We start from the raw sequence: 18,169 nt of genomic DNA, 5'->3' as shown, positions 1-18,169 counted from the left end.
TTATAACTCTCTTTCAAATTTTCTAATTACATCAATTCTTTTCTGTAGCTTTTCATTATCGAATTCTTCATCCTCCATCATATATTCTAAATTATCAAGTAAGTAATTTACTGCTGTTATATAATTTTTAATTTCTTTATTCATTTTAAATATCTCCTTTTAATAATTTTCTAATAAAAATTTTTCTATCATAGAAACAATATCATGAGCTTCTTTATAATCTGCATTTATTAACTTGTAATCAAATAACTTCTCAACAACTATTTTTTTACTTTCATACCTATAAGGTCTATCATATATTTCTAACTCTATTTGTTTATTTTCTTCTATGTACTCTATAGAAAAACAAACACTTCCCCATATATTAAATATTATTCCACTTATTGCTCTCATTACTGGTTCTTCAATTTTAGACCAAAGATTCACATTTACCTCCTATTAAAAGTATCAGTTTATTTAATTATCGCTTGTATTATCCATGACTTCTTGTACAGATTTTTCCATATCATAATCATATACATCACCATTTTTATATCTAATATCTACAATGTGTTCAGGAATATTATTAAAATCTTTTATATCTTTAGATATTTGTTTGCCACAATATGGGCAATAGTTTATATGTAATGATTCTGAACATGGAGCAATTATTACTTTTCTAATATTTTTGTAGTAGTCAATATTAATATATATATTTCCTCTGCTTTTATATCCATTTAATTTAAAGTATTCATAACATCCATCATCGCAATTATCACAATTATCTTCTGCTATAATTTCACATGTATTATCTTCTAACAATCTACTTCTTGAGGTTAAAAGTATATCTTTTGTATTATCAATTATACTTTCACAAAACTTACACATATTCAATTTACCTTTCTTATAAAGTATTATTTTTATTTGTTTATACTCATATAATTACCTTCAGGTTGTCTAAGTCAATTCCATTTAATTCACAATCGTATGCGAATACAACGCTTAGCCTACTATTAGGTGAAATAATATACGCTTTCATAGAACACTCAACCCTAGATTTGGAATATTTAAACCTTTGAAATGTCATATCTGTATTGATAAGTATACTCACAACTTCTCTTATGTAATCTATATTTAAATTATACAATTCTATTATTGGTGATAAATGCGGAAACTCATTATATAATTCATAATTAAATTTATCTATCATTATTATTACACCTCATAAATTATTAGTTTCATATTATATATCATAGTTATTAAAGTCTAAATTGTATTTAATCATGTTATTTTCAAATTTCATATGTACCTCCATTTAAAATTAAGATTTTAATTGAATATTTTTAATTCATCACAACCATGCTCATTTTCTAATTTATTTTTTATAAATTCTGCTAACTCCTCTTCTTTTAACTTTTCTATATCTTCTTGATGATTTAAGACAACTTTCATAATAGACGACAAAGACATCCCATAATCATACATCGACTCATCTCTTATAATATCCCTCTTTTTATTCTTATATATTATTATTAAGTCTGTTGTATAACAGCTACCATAGTCACATGTTTCACATCCACTTGAGTATCCTTGCTCTGTTGTTATGTCTACTATTGCTCCATTCGTTAACTGTATCAATACTTTGTTATCCATATTTATTAATCCTCCTTTTAAATTTTATTCATCTTAAAACTGTTGTTTTAATTAATCTAATTTAAAAAAAACATCTAAAAAAACATCTTCCCAATTTGCATCTATCCAAGTGTCTTCTTCTTTTTCTTCAATTTCCATAAACGTTACAAGTCTTTTATTAAATTCTTCTATATATGAAATAGAAATCACTTTAAATTTTATTCCTACACATTGATGTTGTGCCATACAATCTTCTAATCCCCATATGCTTCCAACTTCTATTTTATTCTCCATTATAATATCCTTTCTTTTTAAAATCTGTCTTTTAATCACATATACAACTTCATCTATTCCAAAGCAACATACTTATATTCATCTTCATATATTTTTAATTTTGTATCTTTTGGAATAATGTACAGTATATTATCATCAAAAAGGGCTTTATTATTTTTATAATCACAGTATTTACCTAAATCTATTGCTGGTACTTTTATAAATTTTTGAACATGTTGAGAATTTGCTTTGTCTATTTTAAAGATATTTAAGATGCTTTCGAATTTACTTAATGCTTTTGGAGTTCCATATATAATATAAGAGGAAATAGAACTATCTATTAATTCAAATATCTTTTTAATAACTGAATCTGAATCTTGTTTATTTTCCGACTCTTCCAAAACTGATATTAGTCTTTCTGCTGATTTTTCATCTTTTATATCTATATTTTTTAATATAGTTTTTGTAGACATGATTTCACTCCTTGTTATATTTATTTTTTAATCCAACCTTCTGGATAATCATTTCTTAAAACTCTTAACCCTAATATTTGTTGTGCTTGATGTATCGCATTTTGAAAATCATTAAATTCAGAAGGATGTTGTTTTTTTAATTTACAAAAACCATTCCATGCATTTATTAAATTATCCATAATTAATCCTTCTTCATGGCTTAATCCATCAAGTCTTTTTCCTTCTCTATTCCCATTCATTGTTATTGTAATTCCATTTAAATCTAAACTCTTTTTATTTAAACTTTTTATGTAATGTATTATAGGTTTTACTACATCTTCAACATCTGTATTTATCTTTCTAAGTAGACTATAATCACTAGAATCATATTCAACATAAGTTAATTGGTTTGTATCACTATCAAAACCTAATGATAATTCTGTTCTCCTAGCTATAGGTATTAAATCCTTTTTACAACTAGGGCATATCATTATATCTTCATTTAAGAAATAATTATATTCTTCCAATGTTTCTTCTACATTAAAATACTTATTACAATTCTCACAATAGAATCTCACAACATCACTCCTTTAATTTTTCCTACCAGTCTATACAAATACTCCCTACCTTTAATTTAATTAATTCTTTTTTACAATTCTCAATCCATTCAATATTATCTTCATAAGAGATATCACTTTTACTTAAATCTACAATCTCATCATTTAACATACTTAAGAGATTTTCTAAACTACAAACCTCATGTTTTTCTAAATAATTCTCTCTTAACTTTATTTTTATAAGCTTATTTAAATTAGGAGCTTCCTCTTTTGAAAACACAAATATGTAATTTCTTTTCAATGGATATTCTCTTAATTCTTCTAAACTATTTATATTTTTATTTTCTATTTCTTTTAACCAATCTTCTAATTTTTCAGTATTTCCCCCACAATATTTTATTATTTTATTTACAGCATTCTTATTTTTTATAATATCTGTTTCAAAATACATATATCTACTTTCCTCCTTACATTAAAAGAAACATTTTAATGTCTCCTAGACTTTTTCCTCTCATTAAACCTTCTATCCATCTTGAAATTTTCAACTTCATAATATAAAACCTTTATTCTTCTCTGCTGCTCTTTAAGAAATTTAGTAGTAAATTCTTTTTTGGTCATAACAATCATCCTCTAAATATTATTTTTTATTTCTAATAAATAATTAAGTATAATTTTTTCTGGAAATGTCTTTGCTGTTATTATATCTATTGATTGTATAATTATAAAAACAACAGAAAGAACTATAAAAAATAAACCAAGAGCTATAAATACTGGAAAATCCCCTTTATCATATTTCCAATCTATATAAATCAATAAAGCACCAACAACTATTCCAATTACACATATAACTATCCAAAATATACTTGTAGATACCTCATAATTAATATATTTAGTAGTTAATGTTTGTAAATATGGAATTACATTAGTATTAGACCAGTCTATAGTCATCCCAACTTTATCACTTAAATTATCTAAAATTTTTATAATTTGTTCACTAAATTCCATTTAATTCACCTCCAAAGAGGGAATAATCCCTCTTAATTTAATTACATTTACTCCACCCACAATTAGGACAAGTCATACATCCTTCCATCATTTGAATCTCTAGCCCACATTCAGGACATTTTGGATTAAATTCTTTAGATTCCTCTATTTTTTCTCCTTGTTTTTCTTTAAGAAAATCTTTTACAGCATTTAAAATAGTAATACCGCAATGATTTCCTCTGTCTAATATATTTCCTTTTGCTCTACTTGTAGCAAAACTAGGACAAGTATTAACACCCCTTAAAGCTTTTTCTATATTATCTAAAGTTCCTCCAAGTCTAAGCATTCCAGACATTGCGATTGTTGCAGTCACAAGAAGTTTTTCACACCCACCTGAACCAGCCTTTGTCACATATAACTCTTGTATATCTTCTTCTGTCTCGGAATAAGATATAAATAAAATTAATTTGCCACATCCAACATATAGCTCTTTCTTATACAAAACAGCATCATTTGATACAGGTTTCCAGTCTCCTCTCTTAAGCTCTTGTGTGTTATTTATAGTATTAGTTGTAAGAATCCCTTCACGTTTACAACCAGCTCTATATATTGTCAATCCTTTTAATCCATTAACCCATGCTAATGAATACAATTCTTCAACCTGTTCAATTGTTGCTTCATATGGTAAATTTACAGTGGAGGAGATGCTTGCATCTATATGTTTCTGAAATGCTGACTGCATTAAAATACGTTCTTTTGGAGTTAGCATTGTTGCTGTTACAAAGTAATCAGGAAGTGTATTTTCATCTTCAATGTTGTTTTCTCTCATATATTTTTTAACTATAGGTGTGTAAACTTTATAATATTTCTCTTTATCATGTAAACTTTCAGTTTTTCTAGTGTAAGAAAAGGCGAAGATTGGTTCTATTCCTCCAGATATTCCTAGCATAGTTGATATACTTCCAGTTGGAGCTATTGTTAAAAGTTGTGAATTTCTAAGACCATATCTTTTTATTAATTCTAGTGTTTCATGAGATGCATTTTCTTGAATAAATTCTGATTTTAAAATACATTCTTTATATTTTGGATATGTACCATATTTTTTTGATAATAAGGCTGATTGTTTTAGTGTTTCATCTGCTAAACATTTACCTATCACGTTACATAATTCAATGGCCATTTCTGAACCATATCTTACATTCATTTTTATGAGCATATCAGCTATTCCCATAACTCCAATACCTATTTGTCTGTAATTTCTAACTGTATCTTTTTGGATTTTCAATGGATGCAAAGGTAGACCTTCATCTAAAACATCATTCATTGCTTTTACTACTATTTTTATATCTTTTCTAAAATCATTATAATTAAAAGTTTTATCTTCTTTAACATATTCGCTTAAGTTAAATGAGCCTAAAAGACAACTACCACCTGCTGGAAGCGGCTCTTCGGCGCAGGGATTTACGCCTGCATATTCAAATTCATCATCCTCGCTCAATAAATTATAATTATTTATTTTATCCCAAAATAAAATCCCTGGTTCTGCATAATTCCAATTATTTTCACATAGTTTATTAAATAGTTCTTTAGCATTTATTTCTTTAACTATAATTTCACCAGTCTCTTCTCTTGTAAAAGAACAATTATACATTGGATTTGAATCTATCCCTGTAGCTTTTTGCATAAATTCATCTGTTATTCTTACAGATATATTAGCTTTAGTAATTTTGTTTAAATCTGTTTTAATATTTATAAATTCTTCAATATCTGGATGATTAATATCGAGAGATATCATTAAAGCAGCTCTACGACCACTTTGACCTATTGTTTCAGCAACTAAGGAATATGTATCCATAAATGAAACTGCACCAGTTGTAGATTTAGCTGAATTATTGACTTTTGCTCCTCTAGGTCTTAACTTAGATATATCAATTCCTACCCCTCCTCCATAAGAAAAGGTTCTTGCAGTATCACTACATGTTTGGTATATATCTTCAATAGAATCACCAGTTGCTAAAACATAGCAGTTTGAATAAGTTATTTTTCTTCCATCATTTTGTAATCCTCTATTAGCTAATATTCTACCACCAAACAAGAATTTTTTTTCTTGCATTAATTTCCTTACTTCTTTATCTCCATTAGACACTCTATTGAGCCATTCATTAAAGGTTTCATTATTATTCCTATATTTATTATTCCATATTGCATTTTGCATTTCATTCATTTCCCAACCTATCATTAAATCACTCCCTTTTATTTAAAAATATTTTTATAATACATTAGAACACTAATTCACTTAAAAATATTTTTTTCTATTCTTAAAAGACCAATCTTTATTTCTATTACCTAACTATTAATAGACTATTATTTATTATTTTAATAACTGTAATTAAATTTTTATTTGTTATATCTGTTTTGGTTATCGTCAAACCTTTCGATACAATCAAAACATCTTTATCACAATCCCTACTAATTAAAATTTGTGTATTATCTATACTTTTGAAAAATTGTCTGCCATCACAATTGAAACCACATTCTCTCAAATAAGAGTCTATTTCTATATTAACAATAGGTTTATAATTTTTCATACACTTATCTTTAAATACCTTTTTAACTCTTTCTTTTTCTTTGGCAATTGTGTTTTCATATAATATTTCATCTACTTTTTGAAATGCTATATCTTCTATATATTCTTCACAGGTACTTATATACCTAATGAATAGAGCTAATCTTTTTACACCATTTACAGAAACTATAAGACTGTCTCCTTTTTCTAACTTTTTCATTTCAGTTCTAAATATCATTTCCTCTCCATCTACACTTGCTATTATTATTTTGTCAGTCATCTCATTACCTCCTTTTTACCTTCTCTGTTCTTATTATATTTTTATTATATCATATAACCTCTATGTTCTCAATAGTTTTTTTAAAAAATACAAAATTTATTAGATAATTAAACCTGGCATTATTTTATCTACAGTCTTATATGTTATTCCTAATTTAATTGATTTTGTAGCTAAATTAAAAATAAAATCCTTTAATTCTTCATCTTTACTGGCAAATACTTGTATTGTTTTTACATCTATGTTTCTGCCAGTATTATTCTTAATTAAATAGTCAATCATATCATATATGTTTTCTAATTCATTATGACTAGTATTATTTAACTTCTTACATACTTTATTCTTAGATATTCCAGTTAGAATATTTGAATCTAGCAGAAATTGTAAACATTCAACAAACATTCTATTATTTTTATATTTTTCTAATATTCTCTCTTTTTCTTTTCTACTAGATGTAGCTGCTAAACTGTCAAATATATTTTTTACTTCTAAAAGTTCTTTCATTAAAAACCTCCTTTTGTAATTTTTGTATATCTTGATTTAAATTCTTATTATATCTACTAGGTAAAATCATATAAAAATACTTTTTTAACAAATATATTTATTTTCATATTTTAAAATCCTCATATTTAAGTTAAATTTATTCTAAATCAAAATTTTTACATTCTAAAGTCTCTTTATCACCGTCTAAGCAAATAGACTTAAATTCAATTTCTCTATCTTTAGCGTTACAATATCCATCATAATTATTTACACATGCTAAAAACTCACATTTTATACAATACTCATTTATTTTCATATTAGGATGATACACAGGAGTCGCTCCAGCTATAATCTCTCCACAATATTTGCACATCCAAATTTTACAAGTATATTGTTGACTTCTTGTTGTGATTAATTGACAATCTTTTACTCTTGAAAACTTGTGTCTAAATATACACCTTAGACTCTTGATAATAATCACTCCTTATATATTTATTATCCTTGTTACACTTTTGTCATCATTGAAAACACTAAATTTTGTTCAATTTCGTGATTTATATTCAATAATTCTATCTATAATATCTTAAACATATTTCACTTTCCACCCATGACTGGTTACCTTATTTTCTTTAACTAAACGAAAAATATAACTCAAGCTGACATTCAAATATTCACTTGCTTCTATACCTCCCAAAAACTCTTTAACTTCTCCTGTATTAATATTGAAACATTCTATTTTTTTACTTTTTCTCCCTTGACCTTTAGAATTTAATTTATATAAATTAATTGAACATTCTTGTTCATTTCTATTTATATTATGTTTAAATACATGTACTTTACCTTCAGCATTTTCTAAAAATGACCCTGCATCTATCCAAACTTTACTCATATAATTAATCCCCCAATATCTTATTGATTTATTTATACATCTCGCCACAATTTTTACATTGATATATAATGCCTAATTTTGTATTAAGTTCATATATATCTCCTCCACATTCACATTTTTTAACACTTACAGGCTTATTTTTCATTTTGCACACCTCCTTATTGCCTTTAAATAGATGTTGTATCTAATAATCTTGGAACCTCTTTTATACACCAATCAACTGGTAATAAATCATTTTTCATTAATCTATATAACATACAATTATGTTCCTCTACATTCTCCATATATCCAAGAGGACAATTTTTACAATGCTTAGATTTCTCACAGATATATTTAATAGTATTTAAAGCAACAAAAACACTTTTGACATCTTCCTGCGTTAATTCAACCTTATTCTCCATATATACCTCCTTATAATTTTTCTTATTACATTTACAACCACATTTTTCAATCATCCTAAAAAATTTATGTACCCCAACTATATATTTGATATAATTAACTTAAGAAATTCAAATTAATTTAAAAGGTGGTAACATTATGAAACTAAACCCTGATTGTATTAGAGATTTATTATTGACTGTAGAAGAAAATACAAGTTTCTCTCAAGTCATGTATTATAACAGAAAAGAAGAAAACAACTATGACTTATTACAAAGATATAATGATGAAGAGATTTCATATCATATAAGGCAATGTAATTTATACGGTTTTTTTACCAGAATTTCTTGGACTTCAGCTCATTGTACTATTGATGATTTAACACCTTTAGGTCATGAATTCTTAGCTAATGTACGTTTAAACACAAATTGGAATAAAACTAAAGAAGTTGCTTCAAAAGTTGGTTCTACATCTATTAATGTTTTAACTGAAATTGCATCTAATGTTATAACCAATCTAATTAGTAATAATTTCTAAATTTTTCACAGATAGTTTAATAGTAAGTTCATTTTTCATTCCACTTTCAACAAATGAACTTATTATTTTACACCCAATAATATCACCTATATCATGTCCATTAATTATAACTTTTGTTATATTTCGATTTGTTTCTATTCTTATATCATGCATTTAATCACCTACTTTTTATTTTTCTTAAATTTACTCTTCCCTTGATTCTCTAGTGGTTTATATTTAGTTTCATACTTATCTAGTTTTTGATTAATTTCATTTAAAGTATTATCAAATGCTAAGTACTTGTTTAGTTCACATTTTACTAGCCTCCTTTTAACTAAAATATTTTTTAATTCTTTAATAGTATCAATTTTATGATTTAAAGAAGTTGTATCTAAATTCATTTCTTCTATTACATGTAATATTTCTTCTTTTTTTCTATCACAGATACTTAATTCATTTAATATTCTTTGTTTATCTTCCTTGAATAAATTTATTAAACTTTTAGTATCTGAATATTTCTTTTCAAAACCATCAGCTTTAATTTCTTTCACATATAAATCTTGATGTGCTACATATGAATGAAGTTTTATAATACATGGAACATACTTAAATTCTTCTTTAAGTTCTCTGTACTTATCTAAAGCATCGCTATATTTCTCAAATCCAAATTGTGTATTTCCATATTTCAAGTCAATTTTAGTTACATAATTATAATTCATTTCAATCACCATTTTTAGTAATATTATATTTCTATGAGAGCTTCTTGAAATTTTAAATTAAATACATAAGTTATTAATTTTTTGTCGTTTTTATAATTTAAATATTCATTTATAGAAGCATCATAAGCATCCAGCTTACTATATCTATGTGTATACCATCCTTGAAACTTGAGGTAGTCTTGTTCTGTCAAATACTCACTTGCTAGATTTAATAGACTACCTCTTTTATTTAGTATTTGTTTTATCATTTAATCACCTATCTTTTATATTTTTAAATATCTACTTTTCAAAGTACATTTTAACTTCTTGATTTAACTTATTTTTTTAATGTTCTCTACAAATTCTATCAACCATTTTCTACCTATCTCAGTCCATTTAAGCTGCGTATCATGTTCTGTTATTTTAAAATCTGCATATTCAGGTATCAACCATAAATAATCTTTATATGGTTTCCAACATTTTATTCGACCATTTATTCTTTCTGGATATATAATTCTGTTTAAATGTAGTAATTTATTTAATGCTTGTGCTGTCATTCCTAAATCTTTCGCAATATCTGTTGTCGTAACTAATTTTTCAGGATTTAATACTTTGTCATGATATTCTACTTTAGGCTGCTGAACTTGAATTGTTTCTTTAAGTAATAATCTTTCTTTTTCTTCTTCTATCCATCTTTTAGCTCTTTCAATAGAATCTTGAATCATATAACTATCTGTAAGCTGTTCTCTCATATTGAAGTATTCATCCATTATTTTATCGTGTATTTCCCAAGCTAAATCAGTATCCATTATCTTAATTAATTTTGAGTATCCTCTTTCAGATAATAAAAATATATTATCAGCTTTTGATATTTGCATTTTACTATATCCAAGTGTTTGTAATAGTTCTAAATTGTCATCCGTGTCACGGATAACTTTTAAATCTATAATATCTATATCTTCTCTAAATCTTTTTATATTATCTTTTATCCTCTCTCTTATTTTAAAATTAGGCTGATTATGTATTTCAGATATAGTCTTATCCGTCATACATTTTTTATCTTCACCAAAACCACCTTCAATAATAGGTATTTCTAAATTCATGAATTTTTGTTTTCCTTTGATATTTAAATCATTCATAATTACATTCACCTTTCCTACTATATAAATTTGCATCTTTATAACATTTTCTATTTACTATAAAGCTTAAAGATAAAAAATACACTAAACTTTGTTCTGTATAGTCTATTTTTTTAAATGATTCAAATAAATTTATTAATTTTTTATCAGTACTATTATACAAACAATACACCTCCTACTTTATTTGCGTTTGTCAATTTTAAAGTTGCGTTATGTATATTTACATTGTAGTACCACATCCTGTATTTGTCAATCATTTTTTTTGCTTTATGCAACTTATCAGGTTCAGTTTATTGACATTGTCAATTTTTCTTAATATACTATATAATAGGAGGTGTAAATATGAATGAAAATTTAAAAGAATTAAGAGTTAAATTAGGTCTCTCGCAAAAAGAATTTGCAGAAAAATTATTAGTAAGTGATACAACTATTTCTAGACTTGAAAAAGGAGAAAGAAAGCTAACAGATAGATTTATATTTCAAATATGTGAAGTTTTTAATGTAAATGAGGACTGGTTGCGAAATGGAAATGGAGAAATGTTTAAAAATATAGATGATATTGAATTAGCAGCAATGATGGGTAAGACATTCTCAAGCAATGATGAATTTTTAAAAAAAGTATTCTTAACATTTGCTGAACTTACTGATGACGAAAGAGAAGTTATACAGAAAGTAATTGATAAACTTAGTAAATAGCCCAATAAGGGCTATTTTAATTTAGATACAAAACTTTTGATTATGAGTAAATAAGATAAATCCATTTTTTCTAGCATTTTAAGTATTTCTTTTGTTACTTGTTTTTTCATTATTATATAACCCCCATATATGCAGTATGAAATAAGTAAAATAATCTAATATCCTTTAATAAACATCCCCTCACCCTATTCCTATTTACAGAACATTCGTTCTTGATAGAAACAAAAAATTTTATCTCAATAATTATTTATAATTAACAATATATCTACTCTATAACAGTAGATTTTCTTGATTAAATGATAAGATTTTTTTAACAGAAATTCAACACTAAAATCACAATTAATGTCAAAATGTTCAAAAATATTAATATTTTTCCTATTTTCCTACACAATAATATTATAACTCTTATCCATATTTTTATTAAGAATATACATTCGATTGTTAAAAACAAATCTTTCTGGTTTACCATAATATTTCACTAAAAACATCAGCTAGTTTCTCTTTAAGTTCTTTTGTCTTTTTAGGAGCTACTTTAATTTTTATTTTATCTCTTGTTAAATAAGCAAAATTGTAATTAAAATTAGTTACCTCTAGTAAATTTATAAGATAGCTCTTATGACATCTAAAAAATATATCCTCTTTCAATTTTTCTTCAAATATATCCATTTTATCATTTATTATATACTCTTCATTCTTAGTAACAACTCTTAGTTTTCTATTCACTATTTCAACAAATAAAATATTATGCTCATCTATTTTTATTATTTGGCTTTTTCTTTTTATTGTAATAATAGCCTCTCTTTTCCTCCAATCAATTGCAAAATCAAGCATAGATTTTTCAAACTCTTTATAATATATTGGTTTTATCATATATCTAAATGCATTTATCTCATAACCTCTAATAGCATACTTATCTGATGCAGTTGCAAAAACTATTCTTACATCTTTATCAAATTTTCTAATATCTTTTGAAATATCAAATCCATTTCTGCCCCCTAAATTTATATCCATTAAAATTAAATCAACTTTATTTGGATATTCTTCTAATAGTTCTTCTCCATTCTTAAACATTAAAATGTCATAATGTTTTATCTTGATTTTAGTTAAAAATATCTTAACAAAATCATAGATGATATCTCTTTGCATATCATCATTTTCACAAATAATTATAATCATTAAATCACTCCTTAAAGTATATAGTCATTGAATATTATATATTTTCGACATATACCTTTTTAGTTTTTTTGTAATTTAATGTATTATAAATAGTTTTTTTATCATTTTATGTATGTAGAATATATTTTTATATTAATATAATTTATTGTTACATAAAAAATATACTTGAATGTTATAAAGATAAATGTAGTGTTTATATACAAATATACAACTATGCTCTCTATTTATTACCAATATTTATGACCAATCGTACTAAATGCAAAAAAAGACAGTAGTTAAACTGTCTTTTTTATATACTTCTACTCTAATATCTTAATTACTATACGCATCTTCAATAAAAATATTAAAATCATCAATTTTTTTAAAAATAACTCCTTTATCAATAGCTTCAAAGTGTCTATACCCACAGTGAATTTTTGCATTTTCCTTTGGTCTAAGTGAATCTGAAAGAATATTTTTTTTACTTTCCAATACAAAATACAATCTATCTTCACCATTTTCTTCAATTAATACAGCCCAATCTGGATTGTATGAACCTAATGGAGTTGGAATTTTAAACCAATTAGGTAATTTTGCATATAATTGTACACTAGAATTATTCTCAAAACTTTTAGCAAAATTTTCTTCACTTTCACTATCATATATAACATAATCAAACACAGATTTTTCACTTGAAATCATATTATGCCCCAAATATCCAAATAATTCTTTTGTTTCAAATAATTCTTGAGCATAATATTCTGAATCACCTAATTTTGTATATTTAATTCCATCTACAATAATAATTCTCATAATTGAAATTATTGCTTGTGCAACATCCTCCATGTATCGTTGAGGATTTTTCTTAAACAAGTATAAACTATTACTTTTTATTAAAATTTCTACAACAGTTTTTCTAGTTAAATTTGTTCTGTTTTGAAGATAAGAAATAATATCAGGAAGCTTCTCCCTACTATTTGTTGTCAAAACTGTACTTCTATCTGTTTCTACAGATTCTATGCCACCACCATTAATATCTACTTTGGCTTTTGTATATACTAACTTTTCAGAACTTACAACTAATGACTCTTGTAACTCATCACAACATTTTCTTATTAATGTATCACTATTGAAATCAACATTATATGTAGTTTTATATTTTATATGTTCCCACAATTCTTTAAATTCCTCACTAATAAAAACTTGCTTATTTAAATTAACTTTCTTCTTGTCTTTATTATTTTTAATATTAAGATTTCCACTAATTTTTTTACACAAATCAATAATACTTATTTTACATAAATCAAATTCATTAGGAATACTGACTTCATTATTTTTAATATCTTTTTTCAAATTCTCTTTAATATTTCCTTTAGTATCAATATATCCTTTCATTTCAAAATATTTATATAATTGTTCAGATTTTTCTTGACCTAGATAGACAAAACTATCATCAACAGTTTTAACAGGAATATTTGCAAAAGAATGTGTTTCAAGTACACCAAAACGAATTCCTTCTTCTTCTTCATATTCTTTTTGCAGTTTAGAAACAAAATCTTCATAACTTTCATTTGCCATTACAGTAAGAGTATTAATATCAAATCCATGTTGACGTTCTCCATGTTGATTTACACACAAACGTAAACCTCTTCCAATTTCTTGACGTTTTTTTACTTCACTATTTGTTTCATTTAGTGTGCATATTTGAAATACATTTGGGTTATCCCACCCTTCACGTAGTGCTGAATGTGAGAAAATAAATTTTAGTTTAGTCTCAAATGATAAAAGACGTTCTTTATCTTTCATAATCAAGTTGTACGCATTATTATCATCATTTGTTGTACCATTTGTATCTTTTAATATACCCTTTTTATCTACTGAAAAATAACCATTATGAACATCTTGAGCTATTATATCTAAATCAATATCTTTAAAAAGTGCCTTATATTTAGGTAAACATATAAGCTCTTTATAATGTTTCTCAAATATTTTAGCATAAATACCTTTTTGTGGTATTCCATTTTCATCATAATAACGATAATTTGCTACATGATCAATAAAGAATAATGATAATACTTTAATTCCATATCTATTTAATAGTAATTCTTTATTCAAGTGTTCTTCAATTGTTTTACGAATTTGTTGTTCTTTAATAACTATATCGTCAACATAACCTATAGGTTTTCCAATCTTTAGTATTTCAGGTTTGCTTGTAAAATTTACATACTCTTTACCTTCCTCGCAAAATATTTCATTAATAATATATCCTTCATAGATATCACGTCCACCTGATTTTTCATACAAATCATCACCTTTTTTAATTGTTATAGTTACTCTCTTAACAATGCCTTTTATATTTTTATCTATTTCTAATTTCGCTTTAATAGGAGTTTTTTTATTATTTACAGATAAAAATTTAATATATGCATTATTGTGAGATTCCTTTGATACAAAACCTGCTACTTCAATTTGTTTTACTAACCCCAAATCATAACTATCTATTGCATCTAGTTTATAAACTAAATTGTGTTTATTCACATGGGTTGCAGAATAGCGAAAAGTTGCGGTTGAATTTAATGATTTAATGGCTTCTTTTGCTTTTGGTGTAGTATCTACAGATTGAGGTTCATCAATAATAACAAATGGTTTTGTTTCTCTTATTAAGTCAATTGGTCTTATATCATTTAATTTGTCATTACTTCTATGAATTATATTAGCTTTATTCTGTTTTGTAGGATCTGTAAAACTTTTACGAAAAGCATCAATATTTATAACCATAATTTGAACATTATCACTTATTGCAAAATTTCTTACCTGTTCTAATTTATTACTATCATAAATAAAATAATCATATATCACATTATTATATACTTTTTTAAAATGTTCTTCTGTAATTTGTAGAGATTTGTAAACGCCTTCTTTTATTGCAATATTTGGGACTACAACTATAAACTTTAAAAAACCATATTTCATATATAATTCTAAAATAGTACGTAGATATACATATGTTTTTCCTGTTCCAGTTTCCATTTCAATATCAAAATCCATTGAATTCAACTCTTTTATTTGAGCTATGCCATTACGAAGTTGTATATTTTGAATATTTTCGAGGATTTTTTTATTACTTATTTCCAAATTATTTCCAACACCATTTTTACTGTCAAATATACCACATTGCCCAGCACTATAAGAAATAGTAAAGTTTAATTGATTCTGTGCTTGACCTTTGAAAATATCAACTATTGAAGAAATAGCTTGTTCTTGATATTCAAGATGTGCGTCAAATTGTAGTTTCATAAAATTAATCTCTCCTTCTATAGTGTAATAAATGAATCATCATCTAGACCTGCACACTTTAAAATTTCACACACATTGGCCTTTATACTGTCATTTACAAAGCCATTATCTTTAAAGACAATCTTCCATAATCTCAATTGTTGTTTGTTATAAAGTTTGGTTATCCCTTCAGCGATAGTAGTAGTAATATAACCATCTAAACAAACTATCAATTTGCCCTGTTCAATACAATAAACTTTCTTACCATCAATATAATTTTCCTTTACTAAGTAATTTAAATCTAATCCCATCTTTAACATAATTTCATAGATAACATCTATATCAGAACGACCTTCTACATAATTATCTATGTAATTTATTAAGCTTTGTTCTAAATCTTCACAATTAGGTTGCCATTTCCGAATATTAGAAGTATCAAGCTTAAATACTCTAAATCCGACATCAATATTTTTGTCTAAGAGATTTACTTCTTTCTTTATATTTATACCTACACGTCGAATACGCTCTTTTCCTATTTCACATATATTTTTATATCCTACTTTGTATGCTTCATCTTTTTCATCTGTACATTCTGGAAATTGTACCATAATAAATCTACAATCTTTATTATCTTCTGCATTTAATTGCATCACTGCATGAGCAGTTGTAGATGAACCAGAAAAAAAATCAAGAACTAAGTCTGTACTATTCAAATTAGCTATTTTTAACATGTATTTTAACAATCTTACTGGTTTAGGACTATCAAAAACTCCTACTCCATCAAAGATTTCTTTTGTTTCTTGTTTACCTTCTTGATTATGTCCAACTTCATTATGAAACCAAATTGTATTTGGTCGTAATCCATCTTGGACTTCAGATAAAAATGTCTTTAAACGTGGTATGCTGTCTCCTTTTGTTCCAAACCAAATTCTATTCTCCTTTACCAGTTCATCAAATTTCTCTTTATTTACACTCCAAAATCGTCCACTTGGAGGTATACACACTCGTCCACTTGGAGTTATAATATCATAAATAAGTTTCTCCGAACCAGATTTAGCTGATAAAACTACTGATGTCCATACCCCTCTATAATCATTATCAGGATTTGAATATCCATCAGGAATTTCTGAACCTCTTGGCAGTAAACCTAATTTCCATCCATTTTCACTTGTTTTTATATTCAATTTACAGAAACAAAAAATATGATCATGCATAGTAGAAAAATATGTTGCATCATTAGATCGTGAAAATTTCTTTTGCCAAATCAGATCTGCTACAAAATTATCCTCTCCAAATATTTCACAACATATTTTTTTTAAATTAGCAGCTTCTATATCATCAATACTGATAAAAATAACTCCTTCATCTGATAATAAATTTCTTGCTAGTCTTAATCTAGGATACATCATATTAAGCCAATTTGTATGATATCTACCACTAGTTTCTGTATTAGTTGAAATTTTTGATCCATTTTCTCCAGACTGTCCAGTAATATGTAAATAATTCTCCAAGTTATCTTGATAATTATCAGGATATACAAAGTCTTTACCTGTATTATATGGAGGATCAATATAAATCATTTTTATTTTACCATAATAACTTTTTTGAAGAAGTTTTAAAACCTCTAAATTATCACCTTCTATGTACAAATTTTTTGTGTTATCCCAATCTACACTTTCTTCCTTATCTGGACGCAAGGTTCCAGTTGATGGTGATTGTGCAAGTCGTAATGCTTTCCCTTTTCCGTTCCAAGAAAAATTGTAATGTTCAACATTATCATTTACATATTCTCCTAAAATTTGTTTTAATTTATCAAAATCAATTTTATTTTCTGTAAATACATCTGGGAATAAATATTTTATTTCTTCTATATTTTTTGCTAAAATATCAAGTGTTTGGCCATTCAATTCAGTCATTGCAATTTCCTCCTTTTTAATCATTAATTGAATTTCTTATTTAAATAAAATTAATTTATATTTTTTAAATTAGAATCTATTTTTTATGAGTTTTTAAATTTAAACATTATTTATTATAGCATATTTGATACAAATAATTTCCAAGTATTACCATAAAAATAAATTGTTTTTGAGATATATTTGATAAAACACTATAGTTATAGGAATTTAAATTAGAAATTAATAACAGTAATTAAGAACATAAATTAAAATCAATAATTAGATAATAATAAAAATCTGTACAATATAGTTACTGCAACATAG

The 18,169-nt window shown here is 25.6% G+C and carries 26 protein-coding genes; 2 read left to right on the top strand and 24 right to left on the bottom strand.

Annotated features, from left to right (window positions below; translation table 11 throughout):
• The 16 genes from KGF52_RS00125 to KGF52_RS00055 form a co-directional block, all read right to left on the bottom strand.
• On the bottom strand, window positions 1–144 hold the full coding sequence (locus KGF52_RS00125) for a hypothetical protein (protein ID WP_227838712.1): 144 nt from the start codon (window positions 142–144) through the stop codon (window positions 1–3).
• Between the two features lie 15 nt (window positions 145–159).
• Window positions 160–426 carry a hypothetical protein gene (locus KGF52_RS00120; RefSeq protein ID WP_227838711.1) on the bottom strand — a complete coding sequence of 89 codons (267 nt, stop codon included), beginning with the start codon at window positions 424–426 and terminating at the stop codon, window positions 160–162.
• A 30-nt stretch (window positions 427–456) separates the two neighbouring features.
• On the bottom strand, window positions 457–867 hold the full coding sequence (locus KGF52_RS00115) for a hypothetical protein (protein ID WP_227838710.1): 411 nt from the start codon (window positions 865–867) through the stop codon (window positions 457–459).
• Between the two features lie 441 nt (window positions 868–1,308).
• Entirely contained in the window at window positions 1,309–1,632 is a 324-nt protein-coding gene (locus tag KGF52_RS00110; protein WP_227828928.1) for a hypothetical protein, read from the bottom strand.
• Window positions 1,633–1,683: 51 nt separating this feature from the next.
• On the bottom strand, window positions 1,684–1,905 hold the full coding sequence (locus KGF52_RS00105) for a hypothetical protein (RefSeq protein ID WP_227838709.1): 222 nt from the start codon (window positions 1,903–1,905) through the stop codon (window positions 1,684–1,686).
• Between the two features lie 53 nt (window positions 1,906–1,958).
• Window positions 1,959–2,357, bottom strand: a complete 399-nt coding sequence (locus KGF52_RS00100) for a hypothetical protein (protein WP_227838708.1) — start codon at window positions 2,355–2,357, stop codon at window positions 1,959–1,961.
• 20 nt (window positions 2,358–2,377) lie between these two features.
• The gene (locus KGF52_RS00095; protein WP_227838707.1) at window positions 2,378–2,914 is read right to left on the bottom strand and encodes a hypothetical protein; all 537 of its coding nucleotides are present in this window, start codon (window positions 2,912–2,914) and stop codon (window positions 2,378–2,380) included.
• Between the two features lie 22 nt (window positions 2,915–2,936).
• Complete coding sequence (locus KGF52_RS00090) at window positions 2,937–3,344, bottom strand: hypothetical protein (protein WP_227838706.1); 408 nt, start codon at window positions 3,342–3,344, stop codon at window positions 2,937–2,939.
• A 35-nt stretch (window positions 3,345–3,379) separates the two neighbouring features.
• Window positions 3,380–3,511 carry a hypothetical protein gene (locus KGF52_RS21315; protein ID WP_021425183.1) on the bottom strand — a complete coding sequence of 44 codons (132 nt, stop codon included), beginning with the start codon at window positions 3,509–3,511 and terminating at the stop codon, window positions 3,380–3,382.
• Between the two features lie 12 nt (window positions 3,512–3,523).
• Window positions 3,524–3,898: a hypothetical protein gene (locus KGF52_RS00085; RefSeq protein ID WP_227821947.1), complete on the bottom strand. Its 375-nt coding sequence runs from the start codon at window positions 3,896–3,898 to the stop codon at window positions 3,524–3,526.
• Window positions 3,899–3,935: 37 nt separating this feature from the next.
• Window positions 3,936–6,116: an adenosylcobalamin-dependent ribonucleoside-diphosphate reductase gene (locus KGF52_RS00080; protein ID WP_227838705.1), complete on the bottom strand. Its 2,181-nt coding sequence runs from the start codon at window positions 6,114–6,116 to the stop codon at window positions 3,936–3,938.
• A 103-nt stretch (window positions 6,117–6,219) separates the two neighbouring features.
• Complete coding sequence (locus tag KGF52_RS00075) at window positions 6,220–6,723, bottom strand: hypothetical protein (RefSeq protein ID WP_227838704.1); 504 nt, start codon at window positions 6,721–6,723, stop codon at window positions 6,220–6,222.
• Window positions 6,724–6,822: 99 nt separating this feature from the next.
• Entirely contained in the window at window positions 6,823–7,224 is a 402-nt protein-coding gene (locus tag KGF52_RS00070; RefSeq protein WP_227838703.1) for a DNA ligase, read from the bottom strand.
• 136 nt (window positions 7,225–7,360) lie between these two features.
• The gene (locus KGF52_RS00065; protein ID WP_227825716.1) at window positions 7,361–7,576 is read right to left on the bottom strand and encodes a hypothetical protein; all 216 of its coding nucleotides are present in this window, start codon (window positions 7,574–7,576) and stop codon (window positions 7,361–7,363) included.
• Between the two features lie 210 nt (window positions 7,577–7,786).
• Window positions 7,787–8,092: a hypothetical protein gene (locus KGF52_RS00060; RefSeq protein ID WP_227825717.1), complete on the bottom strand. Its 306-nt coding sequence runs from the start codon at window positions 8,090–8,092 to the stop codon at window positions 7,787–7,789.
• 167 nt (window positions 8,093–8,259) lie between these two features.
• The gene (locus tag KGF52_RS00055; protein WP_227825718.1) at window positions 8,260–8,493 is read right to left on the bottom strand and encodes a hypothetical protein; all 234 of its coding nucleotides are present in this window, start codon (window positions 8,491–8,493) and stop codon (window positions 8,260–8,262) included.
• Window positions 8,494–8,629: 136 nt separating this feature from the next.
• Between KGF52_RS00055 and KGF52_RS00050 the strand changes: the two genes are divergently transcribed.
• Entirely contained in the window at window positions 8,630–9,007 is a 378-nt protein-coding gene (locus tag KGF52_RS00050; protein ID WP_227825719.1) for a DUF2513 domain-containing protein, read from the top strand.
• On the opposite strand, the gene KGF52_RS00045 is transcribed toward KGF52_RS00050, so the two are convergent.
• The 5 genes from KGF52_RS00045 to KGF52_RS00025 all read right to left on the bottom strand — a co-directional run bounded on the left by KGF52_RS00045 (window position 8,987) and on the right by KGF52_RS00025 (window position 10,986).
• Window positions 8,987–9,160 carry a hypothetical protein gene (locus tag KGF52_RS00045; protein WP_227838702.1) on the bottom strand — a complete coding sequence of 58 codons (174 nt, stop codon included), beginning with the start codon at window positions 9,158–9,160 and terminating at the stop codon, window positions 8,987–8,989. The genes KGF52_RS00050 and KGF52_RS00045 overlap by 21 nt on opposite strands.
• Before the next feature lie 8 nt (window positions 9,161–9,168).
• Window positions 9,169–9,705, bottom strand: a complete 537-nt coding sequence (locus KGF52_RS00040) for a hypothetical protein (RefSeq protein WP_227838701.1) — start codon at window positions 9,703–9,705, stop codon at window positions 9,169–9,171.
• A gap of 23 nt (window positions 9,706–9,728) precedes the next feature.
• Window positions 9,729–9,953 (bottom strand): hypothetical protein, encoded by a 225-nt coding sequence (locus KGF52_RS00035; RefSeq protein ID WP_018112640.1) that lies wholly within the window; start codon window positions 9,951–9,953, stop codon window positions 9,729–9,731.
• Window positions 9,954–10,016: 63 nt separating this feature from the next.
• Complete coding sequence (locus tag KGF52_RS00030; RefSeq protein ID WP_227838700.1) at window positions 10,017–10,823, bottom strand: phage antirepressor KilAC domain-containing protein; 807 nt, start codon at window positions 10,821–10,823, stop codon at window positions 10,017–10,019.
• Window positions 10,816–10,986, bottom strand: coding sequence for a hypothetical protein (locus KGF52_RS00025; protein WP_227838699.1), 171 nt, complete (start codon window positions 10,984–10,986; stop codon window positions 10,816–10,818). The genes KGF52_RS00030 and KGF52_RS00025 overlap by 8 nt, the downstream gene beginning before the upstream one ends.
• 179 nt (window positions 10,987–11,165) lie before the next feature.
• Between KGF52_RS00025 and KGF52_RS00020 the strand changes: the two genes are divergently transcribed.
• Window positions 11,166–11,519: a helix-turn-helix domain-containing protein gene (locus tag KGF52_RS00020; protein ID WP_227838698.1), complete on the top strand. Its 354-nt coding sequence runs from the start codon at window positions 11,166–11,168 to the stop codon at window positions 11,517–11,519.
• Between the two features lie 462 nt (window positions 11,520–11,981).
• Here the strand turns inward: KGF52_RS00020 and KGF52_RS00015 are convergent, their stop codons facing one another.
• The 3 genes from KGF52_RS00015 to KGF52_RS00005 form a co-directional block, all read right to left on the bottom strand.
• Window positions 11,982–12,695 carry a LytR/AlgR family response regulator transcription factor gene (locus tag KGF52_RS00015; RefSeq protein WP_227829035.1) on the bottom strand — a complete coding sequence of 238 codons (714 nt, stop codon included), beginning with the start codon at window positions 12,693–12,695 and terminating at the stop codon, window positions 11,982–11,984.
• A gap of 312 nt (window positions 12,696–13,007) precedes the next feature.
• Entirely contained in the window at window positions 13,008–15,971 is a 2,964-nt protein-coding gene (locus KGF52_RS00010; RefSeq protein WP_227838697.1) for a DEAD/DEAH box helicase family protein, read from the bottom strand.
• Between the two features lie 17 nt (window positions 15,972–15,988).
• Window positions 15,989–17,866, bottom strand: a complete 1,878-nt coding sequence (locus KGF52_RS00005; RefSeq protein WP_227838696.1) for a site-specific DNA-methyltransferase — start codon at window positions 17,864–17,866, stop codon at window positions 15,989–15,991.
• Window positions 17,867–18,169 lie beyond the last annotated feature (303 nt).

It is taken from the genome of Clostridioides sp. ZZV15-6597, from assembly GCF_020657815.1.
Taxonomy (GTDB): domain Bacteria; phylum Bacillota; class Clostridia; order Peptostreptococcales; family Peptostreptococcaceae; genus Clostridioides.
The sequence above is the reverse complement of the archived record's forward strand: the minus strand, read 5'-3'. Positions and strand labels throughout refer to the sequence as shown.

Bases quoted from the DNA above. Each gene is read 5' to 3' on its own strand.
- KGF52_RS00020 (WP_227838698.1), top strand. From the start codon at position 11,166: ATGAATGAAAATTTAAAAGAATTAAGAGTTAAATTAGGTCTCTCGCAA.
- KGF52_RS00035 (WP_018112640.1), bottom strand. From the start codon at position 9,953: ATGATAAAACAAATACTAAATAAAAGAGGTAGTCTATTAAATCTAGCA.
- KGF52_RS00015 (WP_227829035.1), bottom strand. From the start codon at position 12,695: ATGATTATAATTATTTGTGAAAATGATGATATGCAAAGAGATATCATC.
- KGF52_RS00030 (WP_227838700.1), bottom strand. From the start codon at position 10,823: ATGAATGATTTAAATATCAAAGGAAAACAAAAATTCATGAATTTAGAA.
- KGF52_RS00105 (WP_227838709.1), bottom strand. From the start codon at position 1,905: ATGGAGAATAAAATAGAAGTTGGAAGCATATGGGGATTAGAAGATTGT.
- KGF52_RS00115 (WP_227838710.1), bottom strand. From the start codon at position 867: ATGTGTAAGTTTTGTGAAAGTATAATTGATAATACAAAAGATATACTT.
- KGF52_RS00010 (WP_227838697.1), bottom strand. From the start codon at position 15,971: ATGAAACTACAATTTGACGCACATCTTGAATATCAAGAACAAGCTATT.
- KGF52_RS00085 (WP_227821947.1), bottom strand. From the start codon at position 3,898: ATGGAATTTAGTGAACAAATTATAAAAATTTTAGATAATTTAAGTGAT.
- KGF52_RS00125 (WP_227838712.1), bottom strand. From the start codon at position 144: ATGAATAAAGAAATTAAAAATTATATAACAGCAGTAAATTACTTACTT.
- KGF52_RS21315 (WP_021425183.1), bottom strand. From the start codon at position 3,511: ATGACCAAAAAAGAATTTACTACTAAATTTCTTAAAGAGCAGCAGAGA.
- KGF52_RS00055 (WP_227825718.1), bottom strand. From the start codon at position 8,493: ATGGAGAATAAGGTTGAATTAACGCAGGAAGATGTCAAAAGTGTTTTT.
- KGF52_RS00070 (WP_227838703.1), bottom strand. From the start codon at position 7,224: ATGAAAGAACTTTTAGAAGTAAAAAATATATTTGACAGTTTAGCAGCT.
- KGF52_RS00065 (WP_227825716.1), bottom strand. From the start codon at position 7,576: ATGTGCAAATATTGTGGAGAGATTATAGCTGGAGCGACTCCTGTGTAT.
- KGF52_RS00075 (WP_227838704.1), bottom strand. From the start codon at position 6,723: ATGACTGACAAAATAATAATAGCAAGTGTAGATGGAGAGGAAATGATA.
- KGF52_RS00110 (WP_227828928.1), bottom strand. From the start codon at position 1,632: ATGGATAACAAAGTATTGATACAGTTAACGAATGGAGCAATAGTAGAC.
- KGF52_RS00040 (WP_227838701.1), bottom strand. From the start codon at position 9,705: ATGAATTATAATTATGTAACTAAAATTGACTTGAAATATGGAAATACA.
- KGF52_RS00080 (WP_227838705.1), bottom strand. From the start codon at position 6,116: ATGATAGGTTGGGAAATGAATGAAATGCAAAATGCAATATGGAATAAT.
- KGF52_RS00045 (WP_227838702.1), bottom strand. From the start codon at position 9,160: ATGCATGATATAAGAATAGAAACAAATCGAAATATAACAAAAGTTATA.
- KGF52_RS00090 (WP_227838706.1), bottom strand. From the start codon at position 3,344: ATGTATTTTGAAACAGATATTATAAAAAATAAGAATGCTGTAAATAAA.
- KGF52_RS00050 (WP_227825719.1), top strand. From the start codon at position 8,630: ATGAAACTAAACCCTGATTGTATTAGAGATTTATTATTGACTGTAGAA.
- KGF52_RS00060 (WP_227825717.1), bottom strand. From the start codon at position 8,092: ATGAGTAAAGTTTGGATAGATGCAGGGTCATTTTTAGAAAATGCTGAA.
- KGF52_RS00100 (WP_227838708.1), bottom strand. From the start codon at position 2,357: ATGTCTACAAAAACTATATTAAAAAATATAGATATAAAAGATGAAAAA.
- KGF52_RS00005 (WP_227838696.1), bottom strand. From the start codon at position 17,866: ATGACTGAATTGAATGGCCAAACACTTGATATTTTAGCAAAAAATATA.